Origin of the sequence: Erythrobacter aurantius (assembly GCF_023823125.1) — a bacterium.
Lineage (GTDB): Bacteria > Pseudomonadota > Alphaproteobacteria > Sphingomonadales > Sphingomonadaceae > Erythrobacter > Erythrobacter aurantius.
In genome coordinates, this window is the sequence record NZ_CP090949.1 from 1,140,001 (window position 1) to 1,154,834 (window position 14,834).

14 protein-coding genes (1 of these 14 running past the window's edge) are annotated in these 14,834 nt (G+C 61.8%); 3 read left to right on the plus strand and 11 right to left on the minus strand.

Features of this window, described 5'->3' with window-relative positions:
• Positions 1–498: the 3' portion of an HD domain-containing protein gene (locus L1K66_RS05440; protein WP_252259957.1), read on the plus strand. It extends 90 nt beyond the left edge of the window; only the last 498 of its 588 coding nucleotides appear in the window; its start codon lies off the left edge, out of view; its stop codon occupies positions 496–498.
• Here the strand turns inward: L1K66_RS05440 and L1K66_RS05445 are convergent.
• The 11 genes from L1K66_RS05445 to L1K66_RS05495 all read right to left on the minus strand — a co-directional run bounded on the left by L1K66_RS05445 (position 495) and on the right by L1K66_RS05495 (position 13,345).
• Positions 495–788: a hypothetical protein gene (locus L1K66_RS05445; RefSeq protein ID WP_252259958.1), complete on the minus strand. Its 294-nt coding sequence runs from the start codon at positions 786–788 to the stop codon at positions 495–497. The two genes, L1K66_RS05440 and L1K66_RS05445, sit on opposite strands and share 4 nt — an antisense overlap.
• 46 nt (positions 789–834) lie before the next feature.
• Positions 835–1,985, minus strand: a protein-coding gene (locus L1K66_RS05450) for an IS3 family transposase (protein ID WP_252258086.1) whose coding sequence is annotated in 2 segments (ribosomal slippage) — positions 835–1,733 and positions 1,733–1,985 — 1,152 coding nt in all. Because the reading frame shifts where the segments join, the coding sequence is not laid out codon by codon here.
• Between the two features lie 46 nt (positions 1,986–2,031).
• Positions 2,032–3,330, minus strand: a complete 1,299-nt coding sequence (locus L1K66_RS05455) for an FAD-binding protein (protein ID WP_252259959.1) — start codon at positions 3,328–3,330, stop codon at positions 2,032–2,034.
• A gap of 134 nt (positions 3,331–3,464) precedes the next feature.
• Positions 3,465–4,919 carry a methyl-accepting chemotaxis protein gene (locus tag L1K66_RS05460; protein ID WP_252259960.1) on the minus strand — a complete coding sequence of 485 codons (1,455 nt, stop codon included), beginning with the start codon at positions 4,917–4,919 and terminating at the stop codon, positions 3,465–3,467.
• Complete coding sequence (locus L1K66_RS05465; RefSeq protein WP_252259961.1) at positions 4,916–6,421, minus strand: putative bifunctional diguanylate cyclase/phosphodiesterase; 1,506 nt, start codon at positions 6,419–6,421, stop codon at positions 4,916–4,918. The genes L1K66_RS05460 and L1K66_RS05465 overlap by 4 nt, the downstream gene beginning before the upstream one ends.
• A 143-nt stretch (positions 6,422–6,564) precedes the next feature.
• Positions 6,565–7,428: a CheR family methyltransferase gene (locus L1K66_RS05470; RefSeq protein ID WP_034953093.1), complete on the minus strand. Its 864-nt coding sequence runs from the start codon at positions 7,426–7,428 to the stop codon at positions 6,565–6,567.
• 8 nt (positions 7,429–7,436) lie between these two features.
• Positions 7,437–8,603, minus strand: a complete 1,167-nt coding sequence (cheB, locus tag L1K66_RS05475) for a chemotaxis-specific protein-glutamate methyltransferase CheB (protein WP_252259962.1) — start codon at positions 8,601–8,603, stop codon at positions 7,437–7,439.
• Complete coding sequence (locus L1K66_RS05480) at positions 8,600–8,965, minus strand: response regulator (protein WP_252259963.1); 366 nt, start codon at positions 8,963–8,965, stop codon at positions 8,600–8,602. The genes cheB and L1K66_RS05480 overlap by 4 nt, the downstream gene beginning before the upstream one ends.
• A gap of 100 nt (positions 8,966–9,065) precedes the next feature.
• Positions 9,066–9,506, minus strand: coding sequence for a chemotaxis protein CheW (locus tag L1K66_RS05485; protein WP_252259964.1), 441 nt, complete (start codon positions 9,504–9,506; stop codon positions 9,066–9,068).
• Positions 9,506–11,905 carry a chemotaxis protein CheA gene (locus L1K66_RS05490; RefSeq protein WP_252259965.1) on the minus strand — a complete coding sequence of 800 codons (2,400 nt, stop codon included), beginning with the start codon at positions 11,903–11,905 and terminating at the stop codon, positions 9,506–9,508. Before L1K66_RS05490 ends, L1K66_RS05485 begins: the two co-directional genes overlap by 1 nt.
• 69 nt (positions 11,906–11,974) lie before the next feature.
• Complete coding sequence (locus L1K66_RS05495) at positions 11,975–13,345, minus strand: MATE family efflux transporter (protein ID WP_252259966.1); 1,371 nt, start codon at positions 13,343–13,345, stop codon at positions 11,975–11,977.
• A 115-nt stretch (positions 13,346–13,460) separates the two neighbouring features.
• Here L1K66_RS05495 and L1K66_RS05500 point away from each other — a divergent pair, with 115 nt between their 5' ends.
• Together L1K66_RS05500 and L1K66_RS05505 are read left to right on the plus strand one after the other, a co-directional pair.
• Positions 13,461–14,237 (plus strand): class II aldolase/adducin family protein, encoded by a 777-nt coding sequence (locus L1K66_RS05500; protein WP_034951994.1) that lies wholly within the window; start codon positions 13,461–13,463, stop codon positions 14,235–14,237.
• 30 nt (positions 14,238–14,267) lie between these two features.
• Positions 14,268–14,828, plus strand: coding sequence for a (2Fe-2S)-binding protein (locus L1K66_RS05505; protein ID WP_252259967.1), 561 nt, complete (start codon positions 14,268–14,270; stop codon positions 14,826–14,828).
• The last annotated feature ends 6 nt before the right edge of the window (positions 14,829–14,834 follow it).

Here is a 14,834-nt window from a genome sequence, read left to right on the forward strand (position 1 = left end):
AGCGAAATTCCCTATGTTTCCCACCTGCTTGGGGTCGCTGCAATCGCGATCGAGAATGGCTGTGATGAGGATCAGGCTATCGCCGCATTGCTCCATGACGCCGTGGAGGATCAGGGGGGATTGAAAAGGCTCGAGGATATTCGGCACCGCTTCGGTGACCGTGTCGCACGGATTGTCGAACATTGCACTGACAGCCACATCGAACCCAAACCGGCGTGGCGTGCACGAAAGGAAGCTTACATCGCCTCTCTGGAAGCAAAGCCAGCGGATTCACTGGCGGTTAGCATTGCCGACAAAACGCAAAACGCGAGTGCGATCAACACCGATATTCGCGCCGTTGGCGAAACGGTATGGGAACGGTTTACCGGAGGAAAAGAAGGCAGTCTCTGGTACTATCGCGCGCTTGCAGACACATTCGCCCTCTTGCTTCCCGGTCCGGCAAGTGACCGGTTCGAGCGCGAGGTGAGCGAAATGGAAGACTTGGCTGCAGCCCCCTAATCCAGTCCCCAATGCACAAGGTTCGGAGATTCCATGTTGCGCCTCAGCCGTTTGGGCACCAGCGCCACACGGGCATCCTTCCAACGCTGCGCCGCCGACCCGAAATCGGTCGCGATCTTTGCCGCATTGCTCGGGATGTCCTTGCCCCAATGCATCGAATAGGGAATGCCCCTGTCGCGCAAAGCTTCGCAAAACCCGCGTGCCGCATCGTCGCTGTCGGAGAATGGAAATTTCTTCATCAACCCGTCGACATTGATCACGGAATTGTTGTCGAAGCGCAGGAAACCCATCCCCGCCGGGCTCCTTTTGGTGACGTGCTCCCCTGATTGTTACCAGTCAGAGGTAGAGTCTGGCTCCTTCATGATGGTTGTTTGATGGGATGGCAACGTGTCTGGGGGCATGCCCCCAGACACGTTGGCCGGCGATCTCGGCGGGGGTCTTCCCGCCCAGTTTCGAGTGTGGCCTGACCGTGTTGTAATCGTGTCGCCAGGCGGCCAGCACGAACCGGGCATGGGCCAGCGAGGTGAACAGCGTCTCGTTGAGGCATTCGTCGCGCAGGCGGCCATTGAAGCTCTCCACGAAGCCGTTCTGCATTGGCTTTCCCGGTGCGATGTAGTGCCACTCGACCCTGCGCTCCTGCGACCAGCGCAGGATGGCCGACGAGGTCAGTTCGGTGCCATTGTCGCTGACCACCGTATGCGGCTTTCCCCGGATGCCGATAAGGCTGGTCAGTTCCCGCGCTACCCGAGCACCCGACAGCGACGTATCGGCCACCAGCGCCAGGCACTCGCGCGTGTAGTCATCGACCACGCACAGGATACGGAAGCGCCGACCGCAGATCAGGCTGTCGGAGACGAAGTCGAGCGACCAACGCTGGTTCGGGCCGTCCGGCAGCACCATCGGCCTGCGCGTGCCCAAGGCCCTTTTCCGGCCGCCACGGCGACGCACGCGCAGCCCCTCCTCCCGGTAGATGCGCAGCAGCTTCTTGTGGTTGGGCCTGATGCCTTCCCGCGCCAGAAGGTAGCCCAGGCGGCGATAGCCGAACCGGCGGCGTTCCGCCGCCAGCTCGCGCAGCCGTTGCCGCAGCGCCCCGTCATCTGGCCTTGTAGGCTCGTAACGGATTACCCTGCGGCTCACACCAACCAGTGCACACGCCCGACGCTCGCTCACCCCGTGATGCTCCCGGGCATAGGCGACGGCTTCCCGCTTGGCGCCGGGCGTTACCATTTTTTTGATGCCAGATCCTTCAGCACCGCGTTGTCCAACATCGCCTCGGCCAGCAGCTTCTTCAGCCGCGAGTTCTCCTCCTCGAGCGATCGCAGCCGCCGGGCCTCGGACACCTCGAGCCCGCCGAACTTAGACTTCCACTTGTAGAACGTCGCCGAGCTGATCCCGTGGCGGCGGCAGACCTCAGTCGTCGCCATGCCCGCTTCCTGCTCCTTCAAGATCGCAATGATCTGCTCTTCGTTGAACCTGCTTCGCTTCATATCGTCCGACTCCTTGCGTCAGACTCTACCAAAAAGCGGTCACATTTCAGGGGAGCACGTCATTGGCAAAGCGGATCGTGTAGACAAAGTGCGGATCGTACTCCCGCGCGATCTCAAAGCCTGCTTCCATGGCTTCACGCAGGCGCGCCCTGTCGACACAGATCGCGGCGTTGAAGGTTTCGATCCTGAGCGGCCCGATCTTGCGTGGCTTCCACTCCTCGGTGATCTGGCGCAGCGAAACTGGCGCACTTGAAGCTCCGCCGCCATTCGCCAACGATTTGCGGAACGCCGCGAATACAAGTTTGGGTACATTGATGAGGCCCCCGACCCCAGCCGCCTCGGCCGCATCATCAACACTTTCGCCTGTAAGAACCGGGCGGTGCGCCGCATCAACATCATCATCGAGCGCCTGGGTCAGATAGTGCTGGGCATTGCCCGGCGATGCCGCCTTGTGCGCGGGCGCCGGTTCCGACCCGTCACGCCAGTAAACCGATTGCATGACATCTGCATCCGGTCCCGCATTCGGATCAAACGTAAGTTCGTAGAAGACCGGCGAGCCGTTTCCGATCGATCCAGTCGCGGCGGCGAAATTTCCAGCGGCGACATGATCCCACCAGCTGGGTGCAAGCGGCACACAGGCCTTGGCCCAGGCAAGAGTGAAACGGGGGACGACCTCAAGCGGGACCACGTTGAGGTATCCGAGCCCCCCGAGATGGACGATGATATCCTTGAACCGATGATCATGCCCGCGCCCGCCCAATTGCACTGCAAAGCTAGGTGAGAGCACCGGATTGGCCGGATCCTCAATCCAGTGCGTATGATCCGTCCCGGCAACGAAAAGCATGCCCCGGACATGGGTTTCCAGCCCTGCTTCGTTGAAGAACGAACCATGGGTCCCGGTCGCGATTGCGCCTGCAAGCGATTGGCCCTTGTGTGACCCGGCAGTCATCAGCGACAGGCCTTTCGCATCCAGCGCGTCCATCAGGGCCGAAAGCTTCGTCCCGCCCGCCGCCAGCACAAAGCGCGAAGCATTGTTCGCGTGCTCCGGCCGGAGCATTTCCGGCTTCAGGAACCAGACGGCGCCGTCCTTGTCCGTGTCGATCACGATCGCGCGATTGGGAAACAGATCGGCTTGCGACCAGGTGGAGCCGAGAATTGCGACGCGCCGGGAACGCCTTCCCAGACCGTCGAACAATTGGCCGAGTGCGGCATTCCTGTTGCGAATGTCGGTTAGCGGATCAGTGGGAATGCGCGCCTTGATGTTGCAGATTTCCCTCGCATCGCGCCAGCGCGTGCGGTGTTCATCCTGCCAGCGTTTGCCGTGTTCCCATTCAATATCGATCATCGCGCCCCTCCCTCGCAGCGGCAGCTACCTGCCTGCAAGCGCCAGATTGTTGATTTTTCGATATTTTGCAAAGCCGAAATGCACAATTGGCCTTGCCGATGGCTTTGACAGCGGCACCTCAGCGGCGAGGCGCCTCAGCTTTCCCGGACTTTCGCGAGGAAGCGATCCACCTGTGTTCTCAGCGTGCTGGCCTGCTGTTCGAGCGCAGTGGAACTGTCGAGCACCTGGCTCGCGGCGGTTCCTGTCGAGATCGACAATTCGCGCACTTCCTTGATCGTGCTTGCCACCTGCTCGGTCCCGCGTGCCGCAAGGTCGATGCTCCGGGCGAGGTCTTGCCCGGCAACCGACTGTTGATCCACCGCACTGGCAATGGATACCGCAGTGCTTTCGAGCTGCTGCACTTCGGCTGCGATCGAGCGCAATGCGCTCACGCTTGCCCCGGTTGTATCCTGCATGGTGCGGATCTGTTCGGCAACTTGCTCGGTCGCCCGGCTCGTCTGCATGGCGAGTTCCTTGACCTCGCTTGCTACGACAGCGAAGCCGCGCCCGGCTTCCCCGCCGCGTGCTGCCTCGATCGAGGCGTTGAGCGCCAAAAGGTTGGTGCGCTGTGCGATCGTCTGGATCAGCTCGACGATCTGGCCGACCTGCTGTGCAGAATCGGCGAGGGCGGTGATGGTCGCGTCGGCTTCATTGGCGGAAAGGGTCGCCTTGCGTGCCAGCTCGGCCGATGAAGCCGCCTGCCTGCTGATCTCTCCGATCGACATCGCGAATTCGTCCGAGGCGGCGGCTGCTGCTGTCGCTCCGGAATTCGCTTCCTCCATCGAGACTGCGACTTCCGAGGTCCGATTGCTCGATTGTTCGGCGGTAGCTGCCATCATCGTGGCAGTTGCCTGAAGCTGGCTCGACGCGCTCGCCACGCCGCTCACGACATCGCCCACGGTCCGTTCGAATTGATCGGCGATGTTGCGAAGGGCGCGCTCGCGTTCCAGCCGCGATTCCTCTTCGACAAGGCGCAGGCGCGTCTTTTCCTCAAGCTCGCTCTCTGCCCGGCGTGCTCTTTCCTTGTAGAGTTTCTCAAATTGCACCCCGGCGCGGCGCATGCGTTCGGTCACGTCTGCCAATTGGCCGTATTCGTCGCTGCGATCCCGGTGCGGAACGACGATATTGTGTTGACCGGCACAAATGCGGCCAAGGCAATCAATGAGTTGTTGCGAAGTGCCGATCACATCTTTGCGGATCGCCCTGAACAGGAATCCTGTCAAAACCATGCTGGCGACTACCAAGCCGACCAGAATGTAGCGCAAGGTATCGATCGATGCCGCAGCGCTGGAAAGGCTTTCCTTGCTGCCGGTGTCGACAGAGGCACTGATGATGCCAAGACTGATGAAAGTCGTCGCGACCGTGATCCCCACGATGGCAAAGGGCGCGCCAACCGTCAGCAGCACTTTCTGATTGGTGCTGCGTTGCCGAAACCAGTTGGTCACCGCATCCGGCTTGTCCTCATATACGAATGCGTCTTCGGCCACTTCGCGGTATTCCGGCTCGCTCTCAAACTCGAAACCGGGTTCCAGCTTGTCATGCTTGCTCATGCTGCCTGTCCACCTGACTGTTCACACCGCTCGGCACATTGCTGTGCGATCAGCGTGTCGATCTGCTGTGCGGGCATGGCCTTGTAATAAAGCCAGCCCTGAATCTGGTCACATCCGGCGAGCCGAACCATGTCGGCTTGCTCAATGGTTTCCACACCTTCTGCCGTCACGCCCATCTTGAGCGCGCGGGCAACGGCGATGCTTGAAAGCATCATGGCGCGGCTGCCGTCGTCCTCGCCTGCCTGCACCACAAGACTGCGATCGAGTTTCAGCTTTTCGAAGCGGAACTGGCGCAGGAAGCCGATCGAGGCGTAGCCGGTACCGAAATCATCGAGCGAAATGCGCACGCCGAATTTGCGGATCACATCCAAAGCCCGCTCAGCCACCACCGGGTCCAGCACCAGACAGGTTTCGGTCACTTCCAGTTCGAGCAGATGAGGAGGGAAGCCGGTTTCTTCGAGTATCTCGCCCAGCTTGATGGGGAATTCCGGGTTGCGCAGCTGGGCGGCGGAAATGTTCACGGAAAGCGTGATGCCATCCCAGCGCAGGGCATTGGTCACCGCCTCGCGCAGCACCCACAAGCCGATCGGATTGATGATGCCAGACTGTTCGGCAACAGGAATGAAAATGTTCGGCCCGATCTTCTTGCCATCCCGGCGTTCCCAACGCAGCAGCGCCTCGACCGCGACAATCCCGCCCTTGGCTGCATCGACGAGCGGCTGGTAGGCGAGCGAGAACTCCCCGTTGGCAAGCCCGGCACGCAGTTCGTCTTCAAGCTCGCGCACGGCTTCGCGGCGCTGGTCGAATGTCTGGTTGAACCAGGTGCAGCGCATTTTCCCGCCGCGCTTGGACATTTCCATCGCTACATCCGAACGGCGCAGCAGCTCCGAGGATGGCAGGCGATCTTCAAGTGTGCTGCGGGCAAGGCCGATGCTGGCGCCCACCGCGATCTGCCGATGGCCGAGCGGGACCGGAGCCTGCAATTTTTCGAGCAGGGTGCGGCACATGCCTTCGAGGATGGTGCCCGCAACCTTTCCGTGAGTGACAGCGCAGAACTCATCCCCGCCCAGACGATAACACTGCGCTTCATCGCCAAAAACTTCGCGCATTTCCTGCGCGCATTGCCGGATCAACTGATCGCCAACGGCATGGCCATAGTGATCGTTGATCTGCTTGAAACTGTCGAGGTCGATCAGCGCAATGGCGACCTCTTCGGCGCTTTGAGAATGACGATCGATGTCGGCGTGCAGGGCGCGGCGATTGGGAAGCTGGCTGAGCGGATCCATCACGCCGAGCGTTTCCAACTCGCGGACATTGGCAAAGCCGCTGCGGCTCAACAGGAATATCGTCGCCGCATAAATCAATGCTCCGGCGATCAGCAGTCCTTCCGGGGCGGCAAATTCCAGAATGTCGCTCGCCAACACCACGAGTGTGATGAGCGCGAACACCAGTGAAACGGTGGCGAGAGGAACCAGCACCAGCCCGATCGGTGTCAGGCGCATGGGTTTTCTCGGTTCGGGCACCATGGTTCCTTCGGTTGCGCAATTGAGGAGGTCTGCGAAGGAGCAATTCCTAAACGGCAACGGCTAATGAAGGGTAAAATCCGCTAGTCCTAAAGCAGGAAACGGGGCGGTATTTGTTAAGCCTACCGCGCCGTAATTGCGTTCACAGGCTCGGTTGCCTCGCGCAGTTCATAAATGCTCATGCGTTTTGGCGAGGGCGTAAAATCACGGGTCTGGCCGATAACGGTCTCTCCGGCGCCAAGCATCAGGAAGCCGTCCCGCGCGAGCGCGGCGGACAGCCGCCGGAACGCGGTCTCGCGATTTTCCCTTTCGAAATAGAGCAGTACGTTACGGCACAGAACAAGGTCGAAACGCTGCCGACCGGGCGGTTCTGTGAGGATATTGTGCTGCTGGAAGCGGGTGATTCCGCGCACATGATCGCGGATTTGCCAGCCGTCGGGCGTCTCGTCGAAATGCCGCAGCATTTGCGCAACTCCCAGCCCGCGCTGGACCTCGAACTGGCTGTAAAGTCCGGTGCGTGCCGCGCGGATCGCCCGGTGCGAGACATCAGTGCCGAGGATGTCGATTGTCCAGCCAGCCCAGCGATCCTTCTGGTCTTCGAACAGCATGGCGAGGCTGTGCACTTCCTGACCTGTGGAGCATCCCGCGCACCAGATCGAAATGCGCTTTGTATGCTCGCGGCGACGCGCCAGTTCGGGGAGGATGTCTTCCGGGATCTGGTCGAAGGCAGGTTTGTCGCGAAAGAAGTAGGTTTCGTTGTTGAGCAGCGCCTCGACAACTTCGGTCGCTAGATCGTGATCGCTCGCGCGGCGGCGCGGTTCGTCCAGCAGGCAGACGAGCTGATCGACATTGCTGATCCCGTGTTCGCGAAAGATGCCGGCAAGAGCAGTCGGCACGCGCCAGCGGCGGCTTTCGGTCAGGTGCTGACCGGTCCGCGCGGCCAGCAGATCGGCGATGATCTGGTAGGAGGCCTGGCTCACTTCCATCGACGCGCCTACGCCCGGACAGCCGCGGCGCCTGCGCAATGCGCGGACGAAAATTCGGCCATGATCGCCTCACCGAGCGTTTGCGGCGCAGCGATCATGCTCGTCAGCCCTGCCTTGGCGACGGCACCGGGCATTCCCCAGACGGCGCTGGTATCGGCGTCTTGTGCCCAAATTGCGCCTCCGGCTTCAACCAGAAGCTGTGCCCCTTGCAAGCCGTCCCGTCCCATGCCCGAAAGGATCACGGCAAGCGCACGGCCTTCATATGTGGTCGCTAGGCTGGCAAGCATGGGATCGACCGAAGGCAGGCATCCGCTGGCCGCCCTTTCGTTGACAACCCGTGTGGCCACCCTGTCGCCCACGCGCCGTACCGTCATGTGTCCTTCGCCGCTGGCAATCACGATTTCCCCTTGGCGGATCTCGGTGCCTTCCTCGGCGATGCGGGTTGGCCTGCCGCTCGCGACTTCAATCTGGCGAGCGAAAACAGGAATGAAGGAGGCGGGAAGGTGCTGGGTGATCAGGATCGGCAGGTCGAAAGCCGGCGTCAGCGCCCGAAGCATCACGTTCAGAGCGTGAATGCCGCCGGTCGACGCCCCTATGGCGAGAATTTCAGGCCGCTTCGCGCGTCGCTGGCTGGAGCGAATCCCGACCGGCTCACGCGTGTTCGCGGCATTAGTCTGATCGCTGGCGGTATCGGGGATCGAGGTCCCGAGAGCGCGGATCTTGCCGAGCAGCTGGCTGCGGTAATCCTCGTTGAAGCCGCCTGGCCGGGGCTTCAGCATGGTGTCAGCGGCGCCCTGTGAAAGCGCCTCCACCGTGGCTTGTGCGCCGTCTTCGGTGAGCGAGGACACCACCATCACTTGCGCATCAGGTGCCGCGGCAAGAATGTCCGGCAAAGCGATCAGGCCACCCATGCCCGGCATTTCCAGATCGAGCAGGATCACATCGACGGCGGTGTTTTTCAGCTGTGCGATCCCGCGCTCTGCGCTGGAAGCGGTGTCGGCCACCACCATTCCCGGATCGCTTTCGACCATCCGTTTGAGGACGGTGCGAACAGTAAGCGAGTCGTCGATCAACATCACCCGGATCGGATCGGTGGAGGGCGCCGCGTTTGCGCCGTCCGAAACCGGCGACGGTTTTCTCAGCAGCCGGGAGTGATGATCGCCCGGTGGGTTCACGCGAAGCCGACCAGTTGCAGTTTGATCTGGAGCGTTTCGTGATCGAACGGCTTCATCACATATTCGTCCGCGCCCGCGCTGATCGCTTCGCGGATATGCGCAACGTCATTTTCGGTGGTGCAGAACACAACCTTGGGCTTGTCACCGCCGGGGCGCTGACGCAGCTGGGTGATGAATTCGATGCCTGTCATGACCGGCATGTTCCAGTCGAGCAGCACGACGTCGGGCATCGACGCCATGCAGGCATCCAGCCCTTCCTTACCGTTTTCGGCTTCGCTCACGGCAAAGCCGAGCGTTTCGAGAATGTGTCGCGAAACCTTTCGGATCACTCGGGAATCATCGACGATCAGACACGTTTTCATTGGCCACCCTTCGATCTTGCCCGAAGCGAAATGGCGTCGGACAGGTCGGTCTCTTCAACGGTACAATCGGCAGCGTTACCCGCAGAAGGTAAGTTTTGGATTAAGCCGCAGCTCCGATTGGATCTGGTCCTGCGATCAAGGCCGCGACGTCGATCAGCAGCGCCGGACCCACGCGCGTTTCGATCAGCCCTGTCGCCACGCGCGACCATTCCGGGCCAAAGCCGCCCGGAATTTCCTCCGGCTGGCCCATGCCCGATGTGATGTCCTCGATCGCATCGATCAGCAATGCATAGGAGTATCCCGAGATGCTGACGACAATCGCACGGTTGTCGGTCGCCCAGTGATCCGGGTCGAAACCGAGCGCACGGCGGCAGTCTATGACGGTCAGCGCCTGGCTTCGCATGGCCGTGATCCCGGCGATGAAATCCGGTGCCCGCGGGATCGGAGTAACTGCGGCGATCTCGATCACCGATTGCACATCATGCGCATGCAAGGCGCACCGGCGTCCGGCAATCTGGGCCATGACAAGCAGATCGTCCATTATCGCGCTCCCATCGTCTTGCGCGCCTGCCTGAGCGCCCGGATCAGTCCATCGCGATCATAACGATAGATGGTTTCAGCGGCATCGGGGGCTTCCGGAGCATCGCGCAGCCGGATCACGGGTGATCGGAACTCGACATCAAGCGCGGCTGCGGCTTCGTATTCATCGTCGAACCAGATTGCCACATCCTCGTGGTGGTCGGCATCTGAGGCGACCTTGTAACCCGCGGAGGCAACCAGCGGAGCGAGTATGCTTCTGGCCCAATCGCTGTCGGGCAAACGGCACACCGGCTTGGCTGCCGCTTCGGCTGGCTTGCCGTGCCGTGCGAAGAGTTCATGGCCGTCCAGCAGGGCGACAGTCTGCCCGTCCACCAGCGTTACGGCTTCGACCAGTGGATCGTTCGGTTCGGGTTCCAGCGCACCTTCGAGCAGGGCCGCGTCATCCACTTCGCGCACCGCATGAAGGAGCTCGCACGCGCCATCGGTAAGGCGCAGGAGCCGGATTTTCTCCGCCGGAACGGGGCCATCGGGCAATCCGACCACCGGCAGGATTTCGCCTTCGATCACAGCGCGCGGGGCGGAACCGGACAGGTCGAGGGCGCTGGCAGGTGCAGTCTCAATCCGCTGCACAAGTTCAAGCCGGATCGCGCAGCGGCGACTGTCGAAATGGGTGAAGAGCATGGCGCGCTGCACTTCAGCGGCTGCGCTCTCGTCATCTTCTTCAAAGGCGCGCAGCACGCGGCTCTTGGCATCGGAAACAAGATCGTGGGTGGCTGCGATATTGGTCACATCGAGCAAGAGCACCGGTCGGCCGTCATCGAGCAGGGTCGAACCGGCGTAGAGCCCGGTCCGCATCACGGCCGGGGCGAGCGGTTTGACCACGATGTCACCATGCGAATGGATGCGATCAACCGCCAGCGCGAACAGATCACCGCTGGCGAGACGCAGCATCACCATGATGTGCTGCCCGTCGGCGAGGTCACCCGTGGACAGGCCCAGCACGTCAGTCAGCATCAGGCACGGCACGCGCACACCGCGGAAAGTGACAAGCGCGGTTTCGCCCACGCGGGTGAAGTCCAGAGCCTTGGCCGATGCGTGGATGATTTCTTCGACATAGCTTTGCGGAATGGCAAAGCGTTGATCGGAAACCTCCACCGTCAGACCGGCAATGATGCTGAGCGTAAGCGGGATTTGCAGCGTGAACAGCGTGCCCACGTGATTGCTGCTGGAAACCTTGATGCTGCCGCCAACCCGCTCCAGATTTTCGCGCACCACATCCAGACCGACGCCGCGGCCCGAGACGTTGCTGACGGTTTCGGCAGTCGAAAATCCGGGTTGGAAAATCAGCTGCAAGATCGCCTCGCGGCTCATTTGTGCTCGTTGATCAGCCGTGATCAGGCCTGTCGAGATCGCCTTTGCGGCAATTCTTTCCTCGTCCAGCCCGCGCCCGTCATCACTGATGACGATGGAAATCGTATTGCCCGATTGCCGCGCGGCAATCGACAGCATGCCGATCTCGCGCTTGCCATTGGCGAGCCTTTCGCCGGGCTTTTCGATCCCGTGATCGATCGCATTGCGAATGATGTGGGTGATCGGGTCGCGGATCGTTTCGATCATTTCGCGATCGAGTTCGACATCGCCGCCTTCGAGATCGACCATCACCTGCTTGCCAAGCTCGCTCGACAGATCGCGAACCAGGCGGGGTACGGCGCTGAACAGCGTTTCGATGCGCTGCATCCGCATCCGCGTGATCGCGTCGCGAACATCGGCAAGGATTGTCGTGAGCCGTTCGAACGGGCCGTCGATTGTCGGCTGGGTCCCGGCCTGACGCAGGCGGTGAGCCAGGTCGTTGCGCGCCAGAACCATGTCGGAAACCCCGCTCATCACCCGGTCGAGCAAGTCGACAGGGAGCCGGATCGATCGCTGGGCGGCAACAGGTTCGGCGCGTTTTGTGTGCGTCGTTTCGCCGGTTTCGGGGGTGAAGTCATCCAGCAGCGCGCTGGCTGGGGCATGCGGCAAGGCGGCCGCTCCGGCGCCCGGCTGCAAGGCGGCGATCAGTTCATCATCGCCACCCTCGGGAAATTCCTCGCCTGCCTCGATCGCATCCACCATGGCGACAATCCGGTCGATGATGGCGAGAACCACGCTGACGAGGGCGCTGTCCGGTTCGCGTCGTTCTGCCCGGCAATCGGCAAGCGCGTCTTCGGCAGCATGGCTGAGAGCGGCCAGACGCGGGAAATCGAAGAAGCCGCAATTGCCCTTAACCGTGTGGACAAAGCGGAAAATGGTGTCGAGCCGCGCGCGATCCGCCGGATCAGCTTCCCAGGCGACGATTTCGCCCGTGCTTGCTTCCAGCATTTCGCGTGTCTCTGCGACGAAATCCGCCAGCAGGTCATCCATGACGCCTGTGCCCCTTTTTGCGTGAGGTTCACCTATGGCGACAGATGGTTAACGAAGGCCTAGCGCGCCCTATCTCGCACCGCGCAGTTTGATGGCGTAGCTGACCAGCAGAATGCCGGTGACGGCTCCGAACAGATTGGCGGCGAGTTCCGCCGAATAGATCGCGGCGCTGCCCCAGCTGCCGACCAGCAGCCAGGCAAAGGGCAGCATCACCAGAAACACCCGCAGGGCGGATTGGGTCAGCGCGAACGAAGCCTTGTCGACCGCGTTCAATATCCCGTTGGCGACGATCAGGATTCCGAAGCCTGCATAGCCCCACGCCGCGATGCTCAGATACAGCGCGAATTCGCTCGCGACGTCGGCATCCTCAGTAAACAGGAAGGCCAGGAATTCGCCGCCAGATACCATCGCCAGTGCAATGCAGAGGCCCCAGACGATGCAGAAGCCGAAAGCCCAAAGCGCCGCTTCGCGCGCCCGGTCGAATTCGCGCGCGCCCCAATTCTGTCCGACGATCGCGCCGATCGAGCCGGACAGCGCCAGAAGCGGCACTGTCGCGAAACTCTGCAATCTTCCCGCCGCACCGAACCCTGCAACGGCGGCCTCGCCTTCGAGCGCCACAAGCGCGGTCAGGATCGACAGGCCGACTGGATTGATCGCATTCGAACAGGCGGCAGGGCCGGCCACCCGTAGGATTGAAACGGCGGGATCGATCAGGCTGCAATCGCGCAGCAGACCAAAATCGAGCGGGATCTCCGCCCGGCGCATCAACGCCATCGCCATGATCGCACCGAAAGCCCAGCCGATGACGGTCGCATAAGCTGCGCCGACGATGCCCAATCCTTCGAATCCGAAAGCGCCCGTAATCAGCAGCGGATCGAGCACCCAGTTGGCTGTTGCATAGGTTATGCTGACAAGGCTGGTTTTGCGCGCTTCTCCCTGTCCGCGCAGCACCCCGTTGAAGCCCATGATCGCCAGAATCAACGGAAAGCCGAGAGCGAAAGGCTGCATATAGGTGCGGATCAACGGCAGCAGGTGATCGGGGGCGTTCATCAGCCGGAACAACGGATCGTGCAGCGTGAACAATGCCAGCGCCATGATCGCGCCAACCAGCACTGCGAAAACGATGCCGAAATTCGCCCGGCGGGCGGCGCGTTCGGGGTCTTCCTCACCCAGCGCGCGGGCGACAACGGAATTGATGCCCACCATCACCCCCACGCCGAGCGAAGTCAGCGCCACGGAGATCGGAAAGATGAAGGAGATCGCCGCCAGCGCATCGCTGCCCAACTGGCCGATGAAATAGGCATCCACCAATCCGATCGACATGATCGCGGCGACCCCGATGATCGCGGGCAGGGTCTGCCCGATCAGATGCCCGGTGATGCTGCCCCGCGTCAGCTTGGCGCTTGCTGATTTGACAGGTGAGGAAGATTGCTGGTTCATCGAGACTGCGCGGGTAGCCGCAGCCCGGCGGCAAGGCAAAGCGAAATGCTTGTGCAGCCCCCGCGAGCCATGCGATAGGCATCGGAAAGAAATTCAGGAAGGAGAGGGATTCCTCATGGCAACCCAGCTTAAGCCCGACAGCAGCCTCGAAGGTAAGGTCAGCAAGGAAGAATGGCAGGCCCGGCTCGATCTCGCCGCGTGCTATCGCATCTTTGACCACCTCGGCTGGTCGGAATCGATCTACAACCACATTTCCGTCGCGGTTCCGGGTGAGAAGGATACTTTCCTGATCAACCCGTTTGGCCTGCTCTATGATGAAGTGACCGCTTCGAACCTCGTCAAGATCGACGTCGAAGGCAACAATGTCGGCGGTTCGCCCTATATGGTGAACAAGGCCGGCTTCACCCAGCACGCCTATTTCCACAAGCATCTGGGCGACCGCGCGAATGCGATCTGCCACGTCCACACCACGGCGACGATGGCCGTTGCCAGCCACAAGGACGGCCTGCTGCCGACCAATTTCTATGCCTGCAATTTCCAAAACCAGATCGGCTACCACGATTTCGAAGGCGTGACCGTGCGTCCCGAAGAGGGTGAGCGGCTGGTGCGCAATCTCGGCAACCATTCGATCCTCATGCTGCGCAACCACGGCCCGGTGGTGATGGACCGCACGATTCCGGGCATGTTCGTCAAGATGTGGGCGCTGCAACGCGCTTGCGAAATCCAGGTCGCGACCCTGTCGCAGGGTGCGGCCAACATCGTCCCGCAGGAAGTCGTCGATGTGCACCAGCGCGATCTTTCGGTGATGTCCGGGCAGGGCGGTTCCGGCCTGTTCGATTTCGAGGCGTGGAAGCGCCGGATTGACCGGATCGACAGCAGCTGGCGCAACTGAGCCGGCTCGCCAGACAGCTAGGATAGCGCAATGCCGCGCATGACGATCAACGATCGGCCGGTCGAGTTCGATCTCGACCCCCAGATGCCGCTGCTCTACGCGCTGCGTGAGGCGGCGAACCTTACCGGGACAAAGAGCTGCGGCGGCGGCGATTGCGTCGGCGCGTGCATGGTGATCGTCGATGGCACGGCCTTGCGATCCTGCCGCATCACTCTGGCCGAGGCGGAAGGGCGCCTGATCACCACGATCGAAGGGCTTTCGCGCGATCGCTCGCACCCGATGCAGCAGGCGATGGTGGCCGAACAAGCGATCCAGTGCGGCTATTGCACTCCCGGCATCGTGATCGCCGGTGCCGCCTTGCTGGATCGCAATTCCGCTCCGACCCGCGCGGAGATCGAGGACGCGCTGCAAAACCTTTGTCGCTGCGGCGTCTATCCGCGCTTGGTACGGGCGGTGCAGCGGGCCGGCCGGGTAATCCAGCGGCGCGAAAGCATCAGCGCCGCGCCCGCTCCTGGTATCGAGGCGGCAGACGCGGCCCAGCGCGTTCCCGCGCTGAGGGCTGTCCCTGAGCCTTCCGACTCCGGGGACTGACGTTCC